This is a genomic window from Paraburkholderia sp. BL6665CI2N2 (genome assembly GCF_004366535.1).
Classification (GTDB): Bacteria; Pseudomonadota; Gammaproteobacteria; order Burkholderiales; family Burkholderiaceae; genus Paraburkholderia.
Genome location: NZ_SORC01000001.1, coordinates 4,149,294 through 4,170,113, shown reverse-complemented (window position 1 = coordinate 4,170,113; position 20,820 = coordinate 4,149,294). Strand labels below are relative to the sequence as shown.

The following is a 20,820-nucleotide window of genomic DNA, read 5'->3' as shown; positions in this document are numbered from 1 at the left end:
CCAGCTTCCTCTTAACAGGAACCGCAACACTTTATAGAGAGGCATCTATGATAAGACTACCCAGGTTGAATCTTTTCAGCATCGCCATTGCGTTCGCGAGCGCTGTTACCGTTTCACCGGCGAGTGCGGATGACGCGCAGACTATTTCTATCATGGTTGGCGGTATTTCGAAGTTCATCTATCTGCCCGTCAAGCTGGCTGATCAACTAGGCTATTTCAAGGACGAGAAGCTCCAGGTCGAACTGCTTTCTCAGCCGTCCGGCGTCGACGCTGAGAACGAGCTCCTTGCGGGAGCAGTGCAAGCCGTGGCCGGCTCCTACGACCATACGATCGACCTGCAGAGCAAGGGCAAGGAAGCTAAGTCCATAGCAACCTTCCTCCAGGTTCCCGGAGAGGTCGAGGTAGTGTCAAAGTGGTCTCCAATGAAGAACATGGCGGACGCGAAGGGCAAGACGTTGGGAGTGACGGGGTTGGGATCGTCGACCGACTTCCTGACACGATACATTGCGCTCAAAAGCGGTGTCACGTCGCAGCAGTATTCGACGCTACCTGTTGGCGCCGACAACTCGTTCATTGCTGCCATTCAACAGCGCCGGATTGACGCGGGCATGACAACTGAGCCTACCGTTTCGCGGCTTCTTGAGAAAGGTGATGCTTCGGTTCTGGTCGATATGCGAACGGTTGAGGGAACAATGAAGGCATTGGGTGGGATTTATCCGTTCACGGGGTTGTATGTCGATGCGCACTGGCTATTGTCGCATCAGCCACAAGCGGCTGGTCTGGCGAGGGCGATTTCTCGCACGATGGCATACATCCACTCGCACTCTGCCGAAGAAATTGCAGACCGAATGCCGAAGGACTACTACGGAGGAAACAAGCCCCTTTACGTGCAGGCGCTAAAGTCAACGATGTCGATGTACACTCCCGACGGGAAAATGCCCACAGGCGGGCCCGAAAACGTACTGAATGTCCTGTCGACCATTAATCCGGCGATTAGGAGCAAGCAGATTGACCTGAATAAAACGTACACGAACGAATTCATTGCGGCTACCAAGGCCCCATGATTTCTCCGAGCGCCTGCACCCGGGTGCCTTCAATCCGTTGGTACCTGGGTGGTCACCGGAACTTTGAACGCGAAAGGATGCCCTCCGCTCGAAATCGTTCATAACTCTCGACAATGCGACCAACTACTATCGGCATCGACTTGGGTAATCGTCGGTCGCTAGTCGGGGGACCAGTAACGCATCGCTGCGCCGCCCCCTTAAATCCTCGGGATTACCCACATTTTACTGAGCTTGCTATCCGTTTTGGCTGAAAAAAGCTGATACATCTTCGTAATTTCGCGCAGGACGAGAAATCCACGCCATATGACGGTCGGTCCTGGCGGCCGGTCATGCTTGCGATTCAGGTGGCCGACGAGCATGCCTATCCAAACGATGCTTTGCCGCAGCGCTGGGACTGTGCTGGAAGTTGCGTCGTTCGGTGGGTATGGCAATACGGCGCCTTCCATTCAACGGGTTGCAGCAGTACTTCGCAGCACAGCTCCGTATCAGTTCGCGCAAGCAGTGTTGCATACAGGATGTGCCACGCAATGACGGCAAAGAGAGCAGTCGCTCTCACAAACCGGTCCAGTGTGGCGAACTGGCGAACTCGGGACGTTGCCATGTTTTTTTCGTGGTGGGAATCGGGGACTGGAACAGAACCCCGATCGGTGAAATTTTGCTCGACGACCTCGGCGCTGAGGAGGCGCTTCCAGTTCTGGGTACACAACCGCGTAGCGCGTCATGGCAAGGCTACCTTTGGGAAGCTGTTCTGGCCACCACGCCGCGCGGCCACACTGAGCTGCGGATGCCAACGCGGGGCAAAGCTCATCAGCGCACGGCGCGGCAGACGTTGCGTTGTGCGAGCAGTACGACTGCATTCTCCAAGGGCGCGCGCGAGCCGCCGCAGCCTACCCGAGGCGGACGTCTTTGCGATTCATGCAAAGAACGGCAACAAATATCTCGGCCGGGCGTTCATCGAAGCGGCAGCTGGGGCACTTTGTTACCTCCTCAGACGAGAAGCTTTTATGAGCGGAAGAAGGCCAGCCGTATTCCGGTAGTCGCGATGAAGGCGCTTGCGCACAAGCTGGCGCGTGCGGCCTATTACATGATGCGTGATGGCAAACCCTGCCACCTGGCCAGCATTCGCGTGGACCAGGATGGATACTGATCAGCGTCAGCGCAGATCTGGGGCGGACCATAGATTTACTTCGCTCTGCGAAACCCGAGCGCCAGCTCGCGGGCGTCTTCGCGCTATCCGATTCCTGCCAGTATCTATGTATTGGGGACGACTGTGAAATCGGCCGGAGAGTGCGTCGCCTGCGAGATAAGGCGACGCAACCAGGACGTCATTCAGTCATTTGAGCGCCGTGTGGACTTCAAGCGTCGACGCCTGGATCAACTTGCTGTCGTTGCCTTGAAACAGTGGGCCTGATGACGCGTCGTGATCCGAATGACAGGACGTAGAGTAGCTGCTGTTTGAATCACTCCCGGGTAGCAAGGGTGTCGTTCAGACGACCTCGATCGCCAGGGCTGTGGCCTCGCCGCCCCCGATGCAAAGGCTGGCAACGCCACGCCGGACACCTCGTTGGCGAAGCGCCCCCAGCAACGTCACGATAAGGCGAGCGCCCGTCGCGCCGATCGGATGACCCAGCGCGCAAGCACCACCATGAACATTCACCCGCTCATGCGGCAGCGACAGTTCGCGCATCGCGGCCATGACCACCACGGCGAATGCCTCATTGATCTCCCACAGGTCGACATCGTCGACCCGCCATCCGACCTTGGCGAGCAGCTTCTGGATCGCGCCCACGGGGGCAGTAGTGAACCAGGCCGGTTCCTGTGAGTGCGTGGCGTGCCCACGGATAACAGCCAGCGGTGCCAGGCCACGTTCGTGTGCGGTGGACTCGCGCATCAGCAACAACGCCGCTGCGCCATCGGAGATCGAACTGGAGTTGGCCGCCGTGACGGTGCCGTCCTTGCCGAAGGCGGCCTTGAGAGTGGGGATTTTGTCCAGTTGTGCCTTCGCCGGCGCCGCGTCATCGGCGACGAGTTTTTCGCCGCTGCGGCCCGGCACGGCCACCGGCGTAATCTCCCACCGGAACAGGCCGTCGCGCTGTGCCTGCTGCGCGCGCAGCGTGGAGGTTAAAGCGTGGGCATCCTGCTCCTCACGCGAGAAACCGAAGTGGCGTGCGCAGTCGTCGGCGAAGGTGCCCATCAGGCGGCCGTCGGAGGCCGAGCCGTAATGGTCCTCCAGTCCATCGAAGAACATGTGGTCCAGCACCTGACCGTGCCCGAGGCGCAGGCCCGAGCGAGCCTTGGGCAGCAGGTACGGCGCGTTGCTCATGGATTCCATGCCACCGGCCACGATCACCTGTTGACTGCCGGCGAGCAGCAGGTCGTGCGCCAGCATGGCGGCCTTCATGCCGGAGCCGCAGACCTTGTTGACTGTTGTACAGTCCGCCGACAGCGGCAACCCGGCACCCAGCGCCGCTTGACGTGCGGGCGCCTGGCCCACGCCGGCGGGCAGCACGCAGCCCATCACTATTTCGTCTACGGCCTCGGGCTCCAGCCCGGCCCGCTGCACAGCGGCACGGATTGCGTTGGCGCCCAGCTGCGGTGCCGTCAGCGAGGCGAAGTCGCCCTGGAAGGCACCCAGGGGTGTGCGGGCGGCACCGACGATGACGACGGGATCGTTGGAAGTACTGGAGGTAGGCATGCGAGTCTCCATCCGCCACTCAAAGGCGGCGTTGCAAGAGGGTGAAGAAAGATTCTCGGCGTGGCCAAATCTGGGCTGACCACGTTCGAGCCCGGCGACTCAGGTCAACCGCTGCGAGTGACAACGAGCGGCAACAAGCATCACGATGACTGCTTAGGACGCCGCGTCATCTGGCCGCCATGCGGATGGCCCCATCAAGGCGAATCACCTCGCCGTTGAGGTAGGTGTTTCCGACGATATGCAGCGCGAGCTCCGCGAATTCGTCGGGTCGTCCGAGGCGCGCGGGAAAAGGCACCATCTTTCCCAGCGCGTCCTGCACTTCCGTAGGCATGCCTTTGAGCATTGGCGTCTCCATAATCCCAGGCGCGATGGCGACCACGCGAATGCCGTGGCGCGCCAATTCGCGTGCGATGGGCAGCGTCATCGCCACCACGCCACCCTTGGAGGCTGCGTAGCCCGCTTGCCCGATCTGGCCATCGAAGGCCGCGACTGAAGCGGTGTTGATAATGACTCCGCGCTCGCCATCGGCGTCGGGCAGGTTCTCGGACATGCAGGCTGCGGCCAGCCGCACCATGTTGAATGCGCCGATCAGGTTAATCTGAACGGTGCGCGCGAAACTTTCCAGCCGATGCGGGCCTTCGCGGCCAAGCACCTTCTCGGCGGGTGCAACCCCAGCGCAATTGATCAGCCCGTGCAGCATGCCAAAGGTGTCGCGGAACGCGGCTAATGCGTGCTCCGCGCTGACGGCATCGCACACGTCTGCCCTGGTGAAGCGGGCATTGGAACCTAGTTCCGCTGCCAGCGCGGCACCCGCGTCCTGGTCCAAATCTACCAGCAGCACTTTGGCGCCGCCCGCGACAAGGCGGCGTGCCGTGGCGGCGCCGAGCCCGGAACTGCCGCCCGTGACGACAAAACCCTTATCCTGAACCTGCATTTCTGTCTCCTGAGTGATGGCCCCGACGCACAGCACACCCGGACGATACGCGTGCCGGCACGAGTCCGGAGCTCTTGGGTGTGCCCGAAGCGATATGGGAGATGACCGGCACGTTGCTGCACAACCTTCGCCGACAAAGCTACGTTCGCGATGATCTACTGGCTGGTTATCCTAAGCGGCAGGCAAGAGTTCGCCCATGCCCATAGACCTCGTCGTGCATGAGCCTTTTGGACATATCGAAGCGGTCGTCGATCTCGTCAACGATGCGGGTCGGCTGAAGACTGCCTGCGCCTCGCCTTCCCACATTTCAATTGCGCCTCGCAGCGATTAACATCAGGGCACCTCGGTACGCGGAACCTGACCATGCATGAAGCTCAAGACAAGGGCACGACCTCCATCGGCCTGGTGCGTGAAGCGATTCTTGTCGCTACGCAACGTAATCTGGATGTGCCGGTCGCACTCCAGCACGCCGGTATCCCGGCAGAATTGTTGAATGCCCCGAGAGCCCGCGTGCCCGCGCTCGCCTTTTCGCGGTTGTGGGCGGCTCTGGCCGATCTGATGGACGACGAGTTTTTTGGTCTGGACAGCCACCCACTGCGCCGGGGCAGTTACGCGCTAATGTGTCACGCGGTGCTGCACGCTGAAAACCTGGAACACGCGCTGCGTCGCATGTTGAAATTTCTGCATGCGGTACTCGATGACGTTCACGGGGAGCTACGCTGCGAAGGCGAGCATGCACTGATCGTCCTGCATGATGATGGGCGCGCGCGTCGCCTGTTTGCCTACGGGACGTGGTTCATCCTCGTGCACGGCCTTGCGTGCTGGCTGGCACGCAGACGGATTCCGCTGATCGAGATGAGATTTCGCGCTTCCGCACCAATCGATGACAGCGACTACCGTATGCGCTTTTGCGAGGATGTCACGTTTGCCGCAGAGGAGACCCTGATCCGGTTCGATCGCAGTTTCCTCGACCTCAAACTGACGGAGACGGAAACGAGCCTGCGCGCATTCCTGCAAGGTGCACCAGCAAACATCCTGGTGAAGTACCGCAACGAGTCCAGCACTACTGCCCTGATCAGGCGCCGGTTGCGCAACCAGGTTCCCGACGACTGGCCCGACCTCGAGACGCTATCGCAGTTGCTCAATCAGTCCTCGGCCACGCTGCAGCGCCGCCTGCTGGCCGAGGGCACCAACTACCGGCAACTGAAAGACGAATTGCGCCGGGACATCGCCATCGACCTGTTTTCGAGCAGTTCTCTCACGGTCGCTGAAGTCGCCGCACGGACCGGATTTCAGGAGACCAGCGCGTTTCATAGGGCCTTCAGGAAGTGGACCGGGGCCAGCCCGGGAATGTACCGCCATGGCAAGGCGACTTCTTCGGTCTAGAACTGGGAGGGTAGTCACGGCGCAGTTGGCGCGCACAGCTGTGCTCGAGGCCGTGATCGGTCGGCAGCTTTGAACGCCGTATGCACACTGTGCGCCGCGCAAAAGCTAAGCTGCAGTCTCAGGCCACTCAAGCACAACCAGCCCGCCGGAACGGACTGCGCATAGGCGTGCGGCTCCGAAACCCACTCCACCGATACGCAGCTGACCTCAGGGCGATGGTTCGATCGCGCGCAAACCCCGCAGAAGAGCGGCCTGTCTGCCTACAGACCTCATTCAGATTGAGGTCGGCGGACATGGATTGAGGTTCCAACCAGGCTGACACTGTAGTCGCGTTCGGCAAAGAAAGATGAGCGTCGCGTCCGGTTCCAGGAAGTACCTGGGATTGGTCCCGGGACGGCCACGCACTCAATCGCTGCCGTGAGAGAACTGAAGCGTTACCGGAGCGCCTGGTATATGGCGCGTCGTTTCGGACTAACGCCTCGCGAGCATAGCAGCGGAAGAAAGCAAATCGCCCGGAACCAGAAGGTCAGTACGGCGGTAATAACTATACGGAGACGAGAATGAGAACTCGGTTAAGAAGCGGCCGCAGCTTGGCAATTGCGAGTGCCTTGTTAGCAGCATCAACTATTGTCATATCGGGCTGCGGCGGCCATGACTCTGCACCTGCAAGTGCCGCCGTGAAGACTTCAGCCGCGATGTGCAGCGCGTTGGCTGGCATGCCCGTTCCGGCCGCCTCGATCGGGTTGCCGACAACCGGTGCGACTGTCGTATCAGCGACGCTCGTCGCAGATACGGATCCCGGTAACACTAATGGTGAATATTGCAAGGTGTTAGGGAGTATTCATCCGGTCGATTTCAATGCGCCAGATATTCATGCGGAGGTGGACCTTCCGACTAACTTTAACGGAAAATCTGTTCACTTTGGCGGCGGGGGTTTCGACGGCACCATCCCCGATACCGAGGGCTCACCCGCCGATGGTTTCCTGGCCGGCGCAGAACCTGCGGGCGTCACTACGCCGTTGCGCAGAGGTTACATAACTCTTGGGAGCGACGGTGGGCATGAGGGAAGCAGCTTCGATGGTTCGTTCTTAGTGAATGATGAGGCACTCGCCAATTACGCAGGCGACCACATCAAGAAAACGCATGATTTTGCGGCGTACATCGCAAAGACGCGCTATGGCTCGGCGTTTGCGCATAGCTATTTCATTGGTGGATCGGGCGGCGGACGACAAGGCCTGATCGCGGCGCAGCGATTTCCACAGGACTACGACGGTATCATTTCGACCTATCCCGCGTCGGGAATTACAGGACTATGGCTCCAGATGGGCAGGGTCTCGCGATCTCTCCTGGCGCCCGGAGGATACGTCACCCCGGCTAAAGGCAAGGCGCTTCTGGCTGCGGTCATGAAGCAATGTGACGCTTTGGATGGCGTGACTGACGGCATTGTTAGTAACCCTTCAGCGTGCGTGTTCGATCCAAAGCAGATTCGCTGCCCCGGCGGAGTCGACACTGGTGATACCTGTCTGTCCGACGCGCAGATCAATACAATGACCACCGCAGGGACACCGCTTAACTTCAACTTTGCTCTTGCGAACGGAGTGCAAACTTTTCCAGCATACAACGTATTCGCCGGTGCGGAATTTTGGTCAAATCCGGTGGCGTGGGGCGCGTCAGCGACCGATGCCATCATCGAACCAGGGATTCTCGGGAAAAGCGCGTTCTTCTACACGTTCTCAAACGACATGCTCCGGTTTGCGATCGCTCGCGATCCTGGCTTGAGCATTCTCAATTTTGACCCTGCCGCTCCCGGGCCACTGGCCGCGCGCATCCAGGCGGTGAGCGCGCTCATGGATAGCACGAGCACTGACCTGACTCAATTCCAGAGTCGCGGCGGCAAGATCATTCTCCAACACGGACAAGCTGACCAGTTCATTCCAGCTCAACTGTCGATTGACTACTATAACCGTCTGGTATCCCGGTTCGGGCAGGAGCCACTGGGCCGGTTTCTGAAGTTTTACCTGGTGCCGGGCGCGGCGCATGGTATGGGCGGACAGTTCGGTGGTTCATACGATGGTCTGACGGCCCTCGACAATTGGGTCACGAAAGGGACCGAGCCTCGCAATCTGACTATCACTGACCTTGCTCCGCCATCCACCGGACGTACGCGACCACTTTGCGAATACCCACAGTGGCCAAAATACGTTGGTGGCGACCAGAATCTTGCGACTAGCTTCGTGTGCACGAACTAGTCCGGTCGGCAGCGCGCGCCCATCTGCAGTTCCTGGTGGCTACCGTATTACGGCCAGTTCTGCCAGCGGTACCGCGAATGGGCGCATACGTTCCGACCCGGTGCAAAGCGCCCCCTGATCACTGAAGCGCAGCGCGTACCCTCGCAGCCATACTGACCGGACAACCGCCACGCGACGCTACGCAATTTCAGGCGTTGGTAGAGGTCACCCGCCCATCTGCGGTAAGGGTGGCAGAGCACAATTAAAGCATCCGGCCGTTCAGGGCGACATAGACTTGGGCCCCGACATTCTGCTCTTCGGCTGAGGCTCGCCGCGCACCGGCGCGACCGACCCTGATGCCGGTCCGTCCGACAACACATTCTCGATTTCGTACAGGAACGCGTGCTGTCGCCACCGCCGCAATGCTGCGAACGCGGGTGTTCGGCGACCTCATCCAAGTTGAAGTTGATGGACATGGACGGCCGGTGTCGTCCCGCTGAAACTGCTTACAGCACAGACCAACGGCCGATCGGGTCGCGACAAGGACGCCCCACTGAGGGCGCCGTTGGAGCCCGCGTGGACTTCGCCCACGACGTTAAATCAAAGGAGACAAGATGAACCAGATAGACGTGCACTCACTCGCGGGTGAGGCAAGATTCAATGGCTTTCACACCCTGGTCCTGTTCTGGTGTCTATTGATGCTGATACTCGACGGCTACGATCTTGCCGTCGTGGGCGCAGCGCTGCCATCAATCATGAAGGACATGGGCATCGACGCGACCAGGGCTGGCGTCATGGCCGGATCGGCACTATTTGGCGTGATGCTCGGAGCCATTTTCCTTGGCACGCTGGCGGACCGTTTCGGCCGACCCATGATGATCTGTGCTTGCGTCGCGCTGTTCAGTCTTTTCACCGCAGCGGCTGGCTTGACGAGCGATCCCATCGCCTTCAGCGTGACGCGATTCATCGCTGGTCTGGGCATTGGCGGAGTCTTGCCAATTGTCACCGCGCAGATGGGGGAGTTTTCGCCGAACGCCCTGCGCACGCGCTTGGTGACGCTGGTGTTCGCGGGATATTCCATTGGCGGAATTCTTGTGGCGCTGACTGCAAAGCAGCTTATCGGCAGCTACGGCTGGCAATCCGTCTTTTTTGCCGCAGGCCTGCCTGTGCTGCTGATTCCGTTCATCATCAAAACGATGCCCCATTCAATGTCCTTTCTGGTTAAAAGCGGCCGGCACGAAGAGCTGCGCGCCGTGATGAAGCGGTTGGTGCCCGACTATCCGGTGAGCGGTCAGGAGCACTTTGCCGGATCTTCTGCGGACAAAAACAAGGACGCTTCGGTGCGACGCCTCTTCCAGGATGGGCGGGGCTTCAGTACGACGATGATCTGGGTCGCGTTCATGACCGGCCTTTTCATGGTCTACGCTCTCAGCTCCTGGTTGACCAAGCTGATGGCAATGGCTGGATTCAGCCTGGGTTCAGCTTTGAACTTCGTGATCGTCTTCAACGTCGGCGCCATCGCCGGTGCGATTTTTGGTGGTTGGCTCAGCGACAAGGTCAACATCAAGAGAGTGCTGATTGCGTTTTACGTCGTCGGGGCGGTTGCGCTGTCGCTGATGGGCTACACGAAGTCGACCGTGTCGTTGTTTGCCGTCGTATTCGTTGTCGGCGCATCGACGCTTGGTACGCAACTGCTTGCCTATGCTTATGCGGGTGACTTCTATCCCCATGCGATCCGGTCTACCGGTGTTGGCTTTGCTTCTGGCGTGGGCCGGATCGGCGCCATCGTGGCACCGGTGCTCATCGGTTGGCTCGTCTCCCTGAAGCTGCCGCTTGAACAGAACTTCATGGCAATCGGTCTGGCTGGCCTCATCGGTGCGGCGGCGGTGACGCTGATCAATCAGACACGTGCTGACTCATTCCGCTCAGCCGGCGCGCCTGTCGCCGCAGTTCAGGGTAGCGCAGGGCGCTGAGGTTTCTACCATACACGGTTTCATGGCCGGGGTTCGTTCGTGTGAAGAGCGCGGCTGTTACGGAACTCTCCACCCGAAAAAACACCACGTCCAGGCCGCAGCAAATTTTCAACATGCCGAGAAAAAATGGATCGTCAATCTCCTCCTCCTTTCAGTTCGTTTGCCGACGTGAGTCGAGCCGTCGACTGGGCACTCGTCACCCGGCGCAGCGTCCGTGCTTTCCTGCCCATACCGGTTCCCCGCGAGGAAGTGGAGTCCATCCTCAACGTTGCGCGCTTCAGCGCAACCGGCGTCAACATCCAGCCCTGGCATGTGCATGTTGTGACAGGCACGATGAAGTCCCGCCTGTCTGATGCCATCAACGAGATCAATGATGACCCTGCACGAAGTTCCGACCTGGAAGAGCCCTACGATTACTACCCACGCGAATGGATCGCGCCGTACGTGGACCGCCGACGCAAGGTCGGTTGGAATCTGTACGGCCTGCTGGGTATCCAGAAGGGGGACAAGGAGCGGATGCACGTCCAGCACGGCCGCAACTACAGCTTCTTTGATGCGCCGGTAGGCCTGTTTTTCACGGTTGACCGGGTCATGCGCGAAGGAAGTCTGCTGGACACCGGCATGTTCCTGCAAAGCGTCATGATTGCTGCCCGGGCGCGGGGTCTCGACACCTGCCCGCAGGCGGCTTTCAACAAGTTCCATCGTGTCATCGCCAACGAACTGTCCATTCCCGACAACCAGATGCTGGTCTGCGGGATGAGCCTGGGTTATGCAGATCCCGGCTGCATCGAGAATTCGCTGGTAACGGAGCGCAGCCCGGTCAACGATTTCACTACTTTCTACGAAGAATGAACGGAGACAAAGTCATGAGTGCAAAGGCCTACTCTCAAGGACTTGAGAAGAACGCGGCAAACCACGTTCCATTGACGCCATTGACCTTCCTCGATCGAACCGCCGACGTCTATCCGGATCGGACCGCGATCATTCATGGCGACTTCCGGCAGACGTGGGCCGAAACCCGCGAGCGTTGCTATCGCCTCGCGTCGGCACTCGTTCAGGTGGGGATCGAACCGGGCGATACCGTGTCGATCATCGCGCCGAACACCCCGGCCATGCTTGAGGCTCACTTTGGCGTGCCGCTGTCCGGTGCCGTGCTCAACGCCGTCAATTGCCGCCTCGACGCTGACGGCGTCGCATTCATTCTGCGTCACGGCGAATGCAAGCTCCTGCTTGTAGATCGCGAATTTGCCCCGCTGGTCGAGAAAGCGTTGCAGTCGGTCCCCAATCCGCCGCGTTTGATCGACATCAACGATCGTGAAGCGCCTGACGGCCCTGCCATCGGGGAAACTGATTATGAGTCGCTGCTGTCGAGCGGCGATCCCGCATTTGCCGGTCGCCACCCGGTCGATGAGTGGACGCCCATTGCCCTGAATTACACGTCGGGTACAACCGGGGATCCGAAGGGCGTCGTTCCCAGCCACCGCGGCACCTATCTGATGAGCCTGGTGCAGATGACGAACTGGCCGCTCCCGCGCGCGCCGGTTTATTTGTGGACGCTCCCCATGTTCCATGCGAATGGCTGGTGCTTCACATGGGCGATTACTGCCGCGGCCGGAACACATGTATGCCTGCGTAAGGTGAACGCTGCCAATGTTCTTTCCGCCATCGTCAGGCATGGTGTAGATCACTTTTGTGCGGCGCCGATCGTCCTGTCAGGCCTCGCAAGCATGCCTCATTCAGAACGGCAGCCGCTGCCGCGTCGGGTGCGGGTCCTGACAGCCGGCTCGCCGGCGCCAGCCGCTGTTCTCGAGGCCGTTGGCGCGATGGGTTTCGATGTCGACCACGTCTTTGGCATCACTGAGATTTCCGGCACCCCGATCAGCTGTGCGTGGCATGACGAGTGGGACGCGTTGCCGGCGGAGCAGCAAGGGAAGTTGAAAGCGCGGCAGGGTGTGCGTGCGGCAGCGTTCGAAAAAATGTCGGTTGCCGATCCTGAGACGCTCGAGACGGTGCCGGCCGACAGCAAGTCCTGCGGCGAGGTCCTGGTCCGGGGCAATACGGTGATGATGGGATATCTTAAGAATTCTGACGCAACGGCAAAAGCTTTCGCCGGCGGCTGGTTCCATACTGGAGATCTGGCCGTCGTCCATCCTGACGGCTATATCCAGATCACAGACCGCTCGAAGGACGTGATCATCTCTGGCGGAGAAAATATTTCGTCTGTGGAGGTGGAGGAGGTCATCTACCGCATGTCAGGCATCCTGAACGCTGCCGTAGTCGCGCAGCCTGACGACAAATGGGGCGAGACGCCTTGCGCATTTATCGAGCTGAGGCCCGATGCCCCGGGCATCACGGAGGAGGATGTGATCTCGTTCTGTCGGGAGCGACTGGCGCATTTCAAGTGCCCGCGCCGTGTGATCTTCGGCGAATTGCCCAAAACCGCTACCGGGAAGATCCAGAAGTTCCGCCTGCGGGAACAAGCGGGCAGCCGGGCAGCAATCACCCGACTGGCGGGATGAGGCTGTTGGCCCATCGAACGCGCCACGCGCTGTGAAGTGCGAATACGGTCAAGTGATGTAGTCGTGGGTATTCGCGAGCGGGCTGATCGCGGTGCCCGAAATGGAGGCAAAGCATGCAAAGCTTCTCAGGGAGAGATTTCGACCTCGACTCCTATGCGTTGATTGATGAGCCGTTGCCAGAGCCTGATTGCGGGCAACTGCGAATTCGCATCGAAGCAACGGCTCTTGGTTTCGTCGACGGGCTGATGATGCAAGGCCGCTATCAGATCAAGCCGCGCCTGCCTTACGTTCCAGGTGGAGAAATTGCGGGTGTGGTTGACGCCGTGGGTCCGGGCGTGGGGGGCCTACTTGTCGGTGAGCGTGTCGTCACATGGCAGCTTGGCGGAGGCCTGGCGGAATATGTAGTGGTTGATGCCGCTGACGTCGACATTGTCCCGGGCGGGCTGCCAATGCCCACTGCCGCAGCCATGCTGGTCGACTACCAGACGGCACACTATGCGTTGTTCGATCAGGGACGACTGACGGCCGCCGATACGTTGCTGGTGCTTGGAGCGGGCGGGGCGGTGGCGTCCGCCGCCATTCAGCTTGCAGTGCACGCCGGGGCTCGTGTGATTGCCGCGGCTTCGAGCGAGCTCAAGCGCAAAGCCGCATGCGAGCTAGGCGCAGTGGCCGCGATCGACTACAGCCTTCCGGATTGGCGTGATGCGCTCAGGAAGGTGGCGCCAGAAGGCGTTGACGTCGTGCTCGATCCTGTCGGCGCCAACATGCTGGAGCCAGCATTCCGCTCGCTGTCCAAAGGCGGCCGCTATCTCGTGGTTGGATTCGCGGGCGGTGCCATGCCGTCGCTCCCTGTCAACCTGGCGCTTCTCAAGAACGCCACACTGCACGGAGTCGACATACGGCATTTCCTGGCCAACCGTCCGGAACGGGCGCGGCGTGTACGCACCGCGCTGTTCTCGATGGTTGCCCGCGGCCATCTTCAACCGCCTGCGACCGTCACGTTCCCTCTCGTGAACGCAATGGACGCTGTGCTGGCAACCTTCGACCGTGGCAGGCGCGGGAAAATTGTTGTGCTGCCCGGCCCGGGCGTCGGTTCCAGTCACGCTGGTTGACCCATGCGTAATACCGAGGATTTGTTCATCGAACATCAGTAACCGCGAGAGTCGGTCCTGAAGATTACCTGTCAGCGATCGCAGATCGCTGATTTGGTAGGGCGGACAATTGCCGAGCCCAATGCTGGTGCTTCCGCAGGCATTCTAGGTCGCCTGGCGCCGGTCGCTTGATGCGATAATGGCGACCATTGGGTTGTCAGACGGGAAGAAGAGCCGCGGGAACGCCAGCGACGCCGCCGCCGCATAGATGAAGAAGTCGTAATACTCCAATGCCGAGCCAATCCAGCCGCTGGCAGCGGCGATCTTCAGCTGGCGCTCGTCGTGGGGCTTAACCGGGGTTTTCCGATTCATGCGTGTCTTATTATGAGAGTGGTCAAAGGAGCAGTTGACCGGTCGCTTCAGGCGATCGAGTTGCTCGCACGTGAGGCGCGCTGGATGCGCATCTCCGATATCGCCGCCGAACTCGGGCTGGAGAAGGGCCCCGCGCATCGGGTGCTCGCGCAACTGTGCGAGCAGGGCTGGGCGGAACAGGACGAACAGACGTCCCAGTACCGTTTGACCCTGAAGCTGTCCTTACTCGGTCAGCGGTACCTGCATGGGCTTGGTCTGCCGGGTCTGGTGCAGCCGATCCTTGACGAAGTCGCCGCGCAGTGCCGCGAGCTGGTCCGGCTGACGGTGGTCAACGAAGGAACACTCGCGTGGCTGGCAGCGTCCCAGGGCGCGGCACCGGGCCTGATGTATTCGCCGTCCATGCATAGTCCCATCGTCTTGCATGCCACATCGGTTGGCAAGGCGTGGCTGGCTGGAATGCCGAACGACCAGGCGATCGAATACGCCCTGCGTGGCGGACTCGGAAAAGCGTCCGCCGCCGGCGCATGGACCCCGAAGGCAATCAGCAGCGTCGAGCAGTTGATTCCGGAGCTGGAGCGGACCAGGCAGCGTGGCTATGGCCTTGTCGTTGAAGAGGCCGAGCCGGGTGTCGTCGCATTGGCGGTGCCGGTGCGTTCGGTGCCTGACGGTGCGGTGGTGGGCACCATGAGTATTGCCGGGCCGGTCACGCGGGTTCAGCCGGAGCGTTACGAAGCCTTTTACGCCCTACTGCAGCAAGCGTCTGCGAAGCTGGGTGCCGTGTGGCCGCGCCAGAGCGTCGGTGCGCATGTGGGTGAGGCGGCAGAAGACGCTGGGCGCAGATCAGGCTATCGAGCGAATCGCCGCATGGGATGAGCAGGCAGCACGCCTTCTCGTCGCGGCGCGCCAGCGAGGCAAGCGCCGCTCAGCTTATGCAGTGGGGCTGATACCCGTGACCGACAACCCCAAAGGGTTCAGCCGTATTCGCAGACTTACGAGCGGGAATCGGCTGGAACGACAATCCAGGGGCCCCAAGGCCGCGGACATTCAATGACCGCACCGAAATTCATTTCGGACTGCTGAGCGGACGCTTCCAGTCGTCCCGCTGCTCTTCTGTAGCGCAACGGGCCTTCGCGCCAGCTCGCTTCATACACTGAACGGCTCGAAACGAACGCCGCAGCGACAACACCATCGGGCGGAAGCTCAATGCCGACGTCAGAGCGGCGTCAGCGTCAAGTTCGGCCGCCGACGGCGACAGCAACGCCGCGTCGCCGAACGGAACCATGGTCCTTGCTCAAAAAACATGTTGTGTAGGTCCAGTTCAATAGCGACGCGCCGGACGAAGGGGCGCCGTATGGTCCGGTCAGCATCACCTGGAGGTGCCGCGCGGGGCTGATTGCAGCAGTTTCTGCAGTTCAGCTTTGTAGAAACGAGCGAGGCCGTTGGTGCCGTGGCCGCAAGTATCCTCACTGGCAGGGATCAAAAACAGCCGACCGTGGCGCACATGCTGCATCGCGCGCTCCATCAGGCCGGTCTCGGGCGGATAGCGTTCGTCGTCGGCCGCGTTGATGGCGAGCACCGTAGCCTGGATCTGCTCCAGGCCAGGTGCCGGGTTATAGCCGCGCGAGGCACCCCATTGATATAAGAAGTCGTTGGCATCCAACGTGAAGGGCTGGGCCAACTGGGTGTCGACGTAGTTCTCTGCCAACTCCATCGTCGGCGCCGCCTTCTGGTAGGCGAGCGTCCCGCCGTTGGTGGCCAGCGCAAAGAAGGCGTGGGCAATGCGCAAGGAGCGGGGCGGACTGGCGTACTTGCCATCCAGGTACTCCGGGTCGTTGCGGACCATTTCGGTGAGCATGCGGCGCAGCATCCAGTTGCGGCCGGACATCTCGGTGGGTTGCGACGCCATTGGCGCCAGTGCGTCCATGAAGTCCGGATACCGCACCGCCCAGATCCATGCGTGCATGCCGCCCATCGAGTTGCCGATCAACAGCCGCAGGTGCCGGATGCCCAGGCACTCAGTCAGGAGCCTGTACTGCGCAAGCACCATGTCGTCGTAGTTGTAGGCCGGGAACCGCGTGCGCAGCCCGTCGGACGGCTTGGACGATCCGCCGGCTCCAATTCCGTCCGGGAGAATGATGAAATAGTTGTTGGCATCAAGCGGCTGTCCCGGCCCGAACAACTCTCCCGCGAAGGCGTGCGTCAGCATGCTGGCGCCTGTGCCCGTCGTGCCGTGCAGGACAAGGACCGGCTCGCCGGACGGGTCGCCAATAGTTCGGTAGTGTAGCCGCAACTCCGGCATCACCTCCCCGGTGTGGAAACGGAAGTCTCGCGCGATCCAGTCGCCTTCCTTCGGTGCAGGATAATCGGACAAATTGCAATATCTCGTTAGCGGCATAGGCGTGCGAGGCGATCCCGCAGCTCGGGTCATCCAGAAATTGACACAAGAGTCTGAAGCGCACCCGCTTGCCGAGCAGAAGCGTAGGCCGCATCCATGACCTGCATCATTGCCTCGGCGTCGCGCAATGACGCGATCGGCTTTGTACCTGTGCGGCATTCAGCAAGCACCCGCTTGACGAACAGTGGGTAGTAAATGTCAGTCTCTAACTGGAGACGGCGACTTCGAGTACCTGCGGCAAGATTATTCCGGTCCCGAATCTCGATCCGGTCGGGTCCCGATTTCGCGTACATGCGATCGGATGAAAGGGTGAACGAGAATTCGCGCTGCTCGTCTTGGGTACTAGGAAAGCTGTATCCGGTCTCCACAAGCCCGATCACGCCGTCTTCGGTTTGCATGGTCAGCAACGAGTAGTCCTCGACGGCGCCTCGATGCGTTCGGGAGTTCATGGTGGCGGATACTCGCGCGACTTCTTTGCCGGTCAGCAATCTGAAGAGATCGATGAAGTGGGTGGCGACATTGATCGTGGATCCGCCTCCGGAAAACACGGGGTCGAGCGCCCAGCCTGCGCCTGCAGCTTCGTAACGACCAGGTGGACCTACAATGAAGCGGAAAGACATGTAGTTAAAGTCGGACGGTATGCGATCCTCCGCATCTTTAAGTGCGCCGAGCAACTCGCTCATCCGGAAGATCAACGGTACGGCGCAATAAAGATTGGCTTCCTCCGTCAATTTGCGCAGCCGCGTGACCTGCGACATGTTGACGCCGCAGGGTTTCTCCAGCGCGAACGGAATTTTTCGTTCAATCACGGCCTCCGCGAGCGTCGGCATTTCGGAATGCCGCCCGAACACAAACGCGAAATCGACATCCTCGCGCTGGAGCAACTCATACGCCGACGAGTACAGCGTGCTCCCAAATCGCGCGGCAATTGCCTGTCCTTTTACTTGCTCCGCATCTGAAACGGCTACTACCTGGATCCCGGGCGCCTCGAGCGCATCGAGATAGAGTGGGACATGCCAATGGCTGGCCTCCAGCAATGCGACTTTCATGCGTGTTCTCCCTTCGCACCGTCGACGAATCGACTCCGTGCCTGCGCGATGCGCACATTAAAGCCGGCCGTACATACTGATGTGAAAACGTTGAAGCTCATCGCATCTTCCCTCCATTCAAACTGGTGACGACTGTTGATTCCGGGCGTTTTCCCCGAGGCGTTTCGGCATCAAGGGCTTGCGTTCCTGGCAGGGGCGAACAGCACGCCATCGTCTGGTGCTGACTTTCCAGCGGGGCGGTAATCGAACCCAAGGAAGCGAAGGGCATGCACTGCCTGCCCTTCATGCATTGGCCCCCCGTCCTGGGTACGACAGCCGCGCGCATGCGCGGCGCGGCGAAGCTGCGTCGGCTCTGGCGCATTGATGATGTCTACGACGATGGTGCCGGGTGCGAGCCGCTCGGGATTTACCGGCATGGCGTCATACGCGTTCATGCCGAGCGGTGTGGCATTGATCACGACTTCGAAACCGTGCGGGTCGGGAGGTCCGGAATGCGTGATGCAACCGGTTTCGGCAGCAACGGATTCCGCAAGCTCGCCAGCCCGCTGCTCGTCGACGTCGGATATGGTGAGCGTCCGGGTGCCCGCCGCCGCGACTGCAAATGCGATAGCCCTGCCCGCGCCTCCGGCACCGACGAGAAGAACGGACTTACCAGCCGGATGATTGCCTTCCCATTGCATGCCGAGCACGCAGCCCACGCCGTCGAATATGGCGCCGACCCAGCGTCCATCTTCGTTGCAACGTATCACGTTGAGTGCGCCGACCCGGGAAGCAGTGGGGTCGAGTTCGTCGACAAAATCCAGCATCCGTTGCTTATGAGGCATCGTGACCAGCAGGCCGGAAAGATTGCGTAACGCTCGTGCGCCGGCGACGAATGCGGACAGGTCCTCCGCCTTGACCCAAAACGGAACGCAGACTGCGTCAATGCGCTGTTCGACAAAAAGCTGGTTCAGCAGTTGCGGCGACTTCGCCGCCGTCAGCGGATCGCCCACTAACCCGTAAAGTCGCGTTTTTCCCGTGATATGTGGATGCATTGCGGCCTCATGTCCGATGTTGACGGAAGGTGCAGTCATAGCTTACTGCTCACTTCCAGGGTGCCGGGGCTTCGGCGAGATCCCATGTTCCGTAGACCGCAGGCTCGTTAATCTCGATGACTTCAAGGTCATCGGAGCGCCAGATCACATTGTGCGGAACGCCGGCGGGTTGCGAGAGGTCGTCTCCGGCGTTGAGCGTCACATCGCCCTCCACGCCGGCGAAACGGAACGTCACCGATCCGCGCAGCACATACAGATAGTGCGCAGTCATGTCGTGCCAATGCCAGCCCGTGGCATCGGTGAACGGCGTCAGTGCGCGAATGTGCTTGGCGCCGATGCGACCGTTGGTCACCGCGGCGAGCCCGAGGTCGCGATACTCGGAGTCCGCGCGCAGCCCTTCCTTGTTCCAGACCGCTCCGGACGCGCTCACACGTGCGAACGGAGTCAGAGATTGCGCGAGTTCGCGGGGGCCGTCGTACCGGGGCGTACCTTGGTTGTGCATGTGTCTTTCTCCTGTGTGGCATCAGATATTCGCAAGTGCCGCAGCCGCGTGTTCCTGCCCGGCTCATCCGAACAGCGTAAGTTGCGCCGGGCGGTCGCTGCCGACATGGCCCTTGCTTTCGGCTACGAGCGCAGCTGGTTCGTCAGATCCTGTGAGTCGGCTGTTCCGGTCGCCTCACGCAACATCTCGGCGCGCAGACGATCGTATTCGCCCTTGGGTACAGGGACTGCGTTACGGTCGCCGAGATCGTGGAGCCGGACCCGGTACGTCTCGCGCGTGGTAAAGGCGGCGATCGCGGCCACGACACATATGCCGAATGTCAGGGCTCCGATCTTCAGTGGGATATTGGAGGAGCCGGGCGGCGCGACCGCGACGAAGAATGCCGGGAGCAGGGCGGAAAGCGTCGTCCCGACGTTCTGTCCGATGGCCATCCCTGACACGCGCACGCGCGTGTGGAACAGTTCGGAGAACAGGCTCGGGAATACGCCGTTGAAGCCCTGATAGGCGATGCCCCACATGAGCACCGAAAGAACCATCGCCAGCCACACGTTATGGATGCTGATAGCGTACAGATACACGAACGAGAGCAGTCCAGCGCTGAGGGTGCCGACAAGGACCGGCGGCCTGCGACCAATCCTGTCCGAGAGGTTGCCGATGAAGGGAATCAGGATCACTGCGCAGATATTGCCGAGAACAGGGATCCACAGATACATGCCGGGAGGGAAGCCGATGCCGTACGCCGGCTGAACCGCGTAGGCGGTGCCGAAGACCGCGGCGACCAGGGCGATTACGGCGGTAAGCGCCATGCAGACCACGCGCAGGACATCGTCCCAGCTCTGCCGGAGCACTTCGACGACTGGCGAGGCGGGAATTTCGCCGTGCACGCGCTCCTCGGCGAACGCCGGGGTCTCATCGACTTTGCGGCGAATGACGTAGCCCGCGATGAGAACGACAATGCTGAGCAGGAACGGAATCCGCCAGCCCCAGGAGGTGAACTGGTCCCTGGGCATGAAATGCGCGAGAGGCAGGAAAATCGCTGCCGCCATGAGCTGTCCGGCCTGCACCCCCTGGAGGGTAAAGCTCGCGAAGTAGCCGCGCCGACCGAACGGTGCGTGCTCGAGAATCATTGAACTGGCGCCGGAGAGCTCCCCGGCGACCGCGAAGCCCTGGATGAGGCGAAGAACCACGAGCAGCACTGGCGCCCAGATGCCGACCTGCTTATAGGTTGGCAGGACCCCGACGGCCATCGTTGAAAAGCCCATGAGGAACATGCAGAGGAGCAGAACCGTCTTGCGCCCGTGGCGGTCGCCCCAGTGGCCGAGGACGACGGCGCCCACCGGGCGGGCGATATAGCCGACACCGAAGGTTGCCAGTGAGGCGATGATGGCGACCGTTGGGTTATCTGACGGAAAGAAAAGCTGCGGGAACACCAGCGACGCCGCAGTCGCGTAAATGAAGAAGTCGTAGTACTCCAGCGCCGAGCCGATCCAGCCGCTGGCCGCGGCGATCTTCGACTGGTGCTTGCCGTAAGGTTTAACCCGGGTGTTCCGATTCATGCTTGTCTCCATCGTGATTGAC

At 60.7% G+C, this 20,820-nt stretch carries 16 protein-coding genes and 1 pseudogene; 9 read left to right on the top strand and 8 right to left on the bottom strand.

Features of this window, described 5'->3' with window-relative positions:
- The first annotated feature begins 47 nt into the window (after nucleotides 1-47).
- Both B0G81_RS18560 and B0G81_RS44700 read left to right on the top strand, forming a co-directional pair.
- Nucleotides 48-1,064, top strand: coding sequence for an ABC transporter substrate-binding protein (locus B0G81_RS18560; protein ID WP_134137919.1), 1,017 nt, complete (start codon nucleotides 48-50; stop codon nucleotides 1,062-1,064).
- 424 nt (nucleotides 1,065-1,488) lie between these two features.
- Nucleotides 1,489-2,211, top strand: a complete 723-nt coding sequence (locus B0G81_RS44700) for a hypothetical protein (protein ID WP_243856521.1) — start codon at nucleotides 1,489-1,491, stop codon at nucleotides 2,209-2,211.
- Nucleotides 2,212-2,550: 339 nt separating this feature from the next.
- Here B0G81_RS44700 and B0G81_RS18545 read toward each other — a convergent pair whose 3' ends face one another.
- Together B0G81_RS18545 and B0G81_RS18540 are read right to left on the bottom strand one after the other, a co-directional pair.
- On the bottom strand, nucleotides 2,551-3,759 hold the full coding sequence (locus B0G81_RS18545) for an acetyl-CoA C-acetyltransferase (RefSeq protein ID WP_134137918.1): 1,209 nt from the start codon (nucleotides 3,757-3,759) through the stop codon (nucleotides 2,551-2,553).
- A gap of 166 nt (nucleotides 3,760-3,925) precedes the next feature.
- Nucleotides 3,926-4,693, bottom strand: a complete 768-nt coding sequence (locus B0G81_RS18540) for a 3-hydroxyacyl-CoA dehydrogenase (RefSeq protein WP_134137917.1) — start codon at nucleotides 4,691-4,693, stop codon at nucleotides 3,926-3,928.
- Nucleotides 4,694-5,056: 363 nt separating this feature from the next.
- On the opposite strand from B0G81_RS18540, the gene B0G81_RS18535 reads away from it, so the two are divergent.
- The 6 genes from B0G81_RS18535 to B0G81_RS18505 all read left to right on the top strand — a co-directional run bounded on the left by B0G81_RS18535 (nucleotide 5,057) and on the right by B0G81_RS18505 (nucleotide 13,911).
- Nucleotides 5,057-6,079 (top strand): AraC family transcriptional regulator, encoded by a 1,023-nt coding sequence (locus tag B0G81_RS18535; RefSeq protein ID WP_134137916.1) that lies wholly within the window; start codon nucleotides 5,057-5,059, stop codon nucleotides 6,077-6,079.
- A 560-nt stretch (nucleotides 6,080-6,639) separates the two neighbouring features.
- Entirely contained in the window at nucleotides 6,640-8,328 is a 1,689-nt protein-coding gene (locus B0G81_RS18525) for a tannase/feruloyl esterase family alpha/beta hydrolase (RefSeq protein WP_134137915.1), read from the top strand.
- Nucleotides 8,329-8,921: 593 nt separating this feature from the next.
- Nucleotides 8,922-10,280, top strand: a complete 1,359-nt coding sequence (locus tag B0G81_RS18520; protein WP_134137914.1) for an MFS transporter — start codon at nucleotides 8,922-8,924, stop codon at nucleotides 10,278-10,280.
- A gap of 126 nt (nucleotides 10,281-10,406) precedes the next feature.
- The gene (locus tag B0G81_RS18515; protein WP_134137913.1) at nucleotides 10,407-11,132 is read left to right on the top strand and encodes a nitroreductase; all 726 of its coding nucleotides are present in this window, start codon (nucleotides 10,407-10,409) and stop codon (nucleotides 11,130-11,132) included.
- Between the two features lie 14 nt (nucleotides 11,133-11,146).
- Nucleotides 11,147-12,799, top strand: a complete 1,653-nt coding sequence (locus B0G81_RS18510; RefSeq protein ID WP_134137912.1) for an acyl-CoA synthetase — start codon at nucleotides 11,147-11,149, stop codon at nucleotides 12,797-12,799.
- Between the two features lie 113 nt (nucleotides 12,800-12,912).
- Nucleotides 12,913-13,911 carry an NADPH:quinone oxidoreductase family protein gene (locus B0G81_RS18505; RefSeq protein WP_134137911.1) on the top strand — a complete coding sequence of 333 codons (999 nt, stop codon included), beginning with the start codon at nucleotides 12,913-12,915 and terminating at the stop codon, nucleotides 13,909-13,911.
- 168 nt (nucleotides 13,912-14,079) lie between these two features.
- Here the strand turns inward: B0G81_RS18505 and B0G81_RS18500 are convergent.
- Nucleotides 14,080-14,262, bottom strand: a pseudogene (locus B0G81_RS18500) (MFS transporter); the annotation flags it as partial.
- A gap of 12 nt (nucleotides 14,263-14,274) precedes the next feature.
- On the opposite strand from B0G81_RS18500, the gene B0G81_RS18495 reads away from it, so the two are divergent.
- Nucleotides 14,275-15,135, top strand: coding sequence for an IclR family transcriptional regulator (locus B0G81_RS18495; protein WP_134137910.1), 861 nt, complete (start codon nucleotides 14,275-14,277; stop codon nucleotides 15,133-15,135).
- 493 nt (nucleotides 15,136-15,628) lie between these two features.
- Here the strand turns inward: B0G81_RS18495 and B0G81_RS18490 are convergent, their stop codons facing one another.
- The 5 genes from B0G81_RS18490 to B0G81_RS18470 all read right to left on the bottom strand — a co-directional run bounded on the left by B0G81_RS18490 (nucleotide 15,629) and on the right by B0G81_RS18470 (nucleotide 20,798).
- Complete coding sequence (locus B0G81_RS18490) at nucleotides 15,629-16,657, bottom strand: alpha/beta fold hydrolase (RefSeq protein WP_134137909.1); 1,029 nt, start codon at nucleotides 16,655-16,657, stop codon at nucleotides 15,629-15,631.
- A gap of 29 nt (nucleotides 16,658-16,686) precedes the next feature.
- The gene (locus B0G81_RS18485; protein WP_134137908.1) at nucleotides 16,687-17,706 is read right to left on the bottom strand and encodes a Gfo/Idh/MocA family oxidoreductase; all 1,020 of its coding nucleotides are present in this window, start codon (nucleotides 17,704-17,706) and stop codon (nucleotides 16,687-16,689) included.
- A 170-nt stretch (nucleotides 17,707-17,876) separates the two neighbouring features.
- A complete protein-coding gene (locus B0G81_RS18480) occupies nucleotides 17,877-18,779 on the bottom strand; it encodes a shikimate dehydrogenase (RefSeq protein ID WP_243856520.1) in 903 nt (300 codons plus the stop codon).
- Between the two features lie 10 nt (nucleotides 18,780-18,789).
- Nucleotides 18,790-19,242, bottom strand: coding sequence for a cupin domain-containing protein (locus tag B0G81_RS18475; RefSeq protein WP_134137907.1), 453 nt, complete (start codon nucleotides 19,240-19,242; stop codon nucleotides 18,790-18,792).
- Nucleotides 19,243-19,364: 122 nt separating this feature from the next.
- Nucleotides 19,365-20,798 carry an MFS transporter gene (locus B0G81_RS18470; protein ID WP_134137906.1) on the bottom strand — a complete coding sequence of 478 codons (1,434 nt, stop codon included), beginning with the start codon at nucleotides 20,796-20,798 and terminating at the stop codon, nucleotides 19,365-19,367.
- Nucleotides 20,799-20,820 lie beyond the last annotated feature (22 nt).

Bases quoted from the DNA above. Each gene is read 5' to 3' on its own strand.
- B0G81_RS18560 (WP_134137919.1), top strand. From the start codon at position 48: ATGATAAGACTACCCAGGTTGAATCTTTTCAGCATCGCCATTGCGTTC.
- B0G81_RS44700 (WP_243856521.1), top strand. From the start codon at position 1,489: ATGGCAATACGGCGCCTTCCATTCAACGGGTTGCAGCAGTACTTCGCA.
- B0G81_RS18545 (WP_134137918.1), bottom strand. From the start codon at position 3,759: ATGCCTACCTCCAGTACTTCCAACGATCCCGTCGTCATCGTCGGTGCC.
- B0G81_RS18540 (WP_134137917.1), bottom strand. From the start codon at position 4,693: ATGCAGGTTCAGGATAAGGGTTTTGTCGTCACGGGCGGCAGTTCCGGG.
- B0G81_RS18535 (WP_134137916.1), top strand. From the start codon at position 5,057: ATGCATGAAGCTCAAGACAAGGGCACGACCTCCATCGGCCTGGTGCGT.
- B0G81_RS18525 (WP_134137915.1), top strand. From the start codon at position 6,640: ATGAGAACTCGGTTAAGAAGCGGCCGCAGCTTGGCAATTGCGAGTGCC.
- B0G81_RS18520 (WP_134137914.1), top strand. From the start codon at position 8,922: ATGAACCAGATAGACGTGCACTCACTCGCGGGTGAGGCAAGATTCAAT.
- B0G81_RS18515 (WP_134137913.1), top strand. From the start codon at position 10,407: ATGGATCGTCAATCTCCTCCTCCTTTCAGTTCGTTTGCCGACGTGAGT.
- B0G81_RS18510 (WP_134137912.1), top strand. From the start codon at position 11,147: ATGAGTGCAAAGGCCTACTCTCAAGGACTTGAGAAGAACGCGGCAAAC.
- B0G81_RS18505 (WP_134137911.1), top strand. From the start codon at position 12,913: ATGCAAAGCTTCTCAGGGAGAGATTTCGACCTCGACTCCTATGCGTTG.
- B0G81_RS18495 (WP_134137910.1), top strand. From the start codon at position 14,275: ATGAGAGTGGTCAAAGGAGCAGTTGACCGGTCGCTTCAGGCGATCGAG.
- B0G81_RS18490 (WP_134137909.1), bottom strand. From the start codon at position 16,657: ATGCCGCTAACGAGATATTGCAATTTGTCCGATTATCCTGCACCGAAG.
- B0G81_RS18485 (WP_134137908.1), bottom strand. From the start codon at position 17,706: ATGAAAGTCGCATTGCTGGAGGCCAGCCATTGGCATGTCCCACTCTAT.
- B0G81_RS18480 (WP_243856520.1), bottom strand. From the start codon at position 18,779: ATGACTGCACCTTCCGTCAACATCGGACATGAGGCCGCAATGCATCCA.
- B0G81_RS18475 (WP_134137907.1), bottom strand. From the start codon at position 19,242: ATGCACAACCAAGGTACGCCCCGGTACGACGGCCCCCGCGAACTCGCG.
- B0G81_RS18470 (WP_134137906.1), bottom strand. From the start codon at position 20,798: ATGAATCGGAACACCCGGGTTAAACCTTACGGCAAGCACCAGTCGAAG.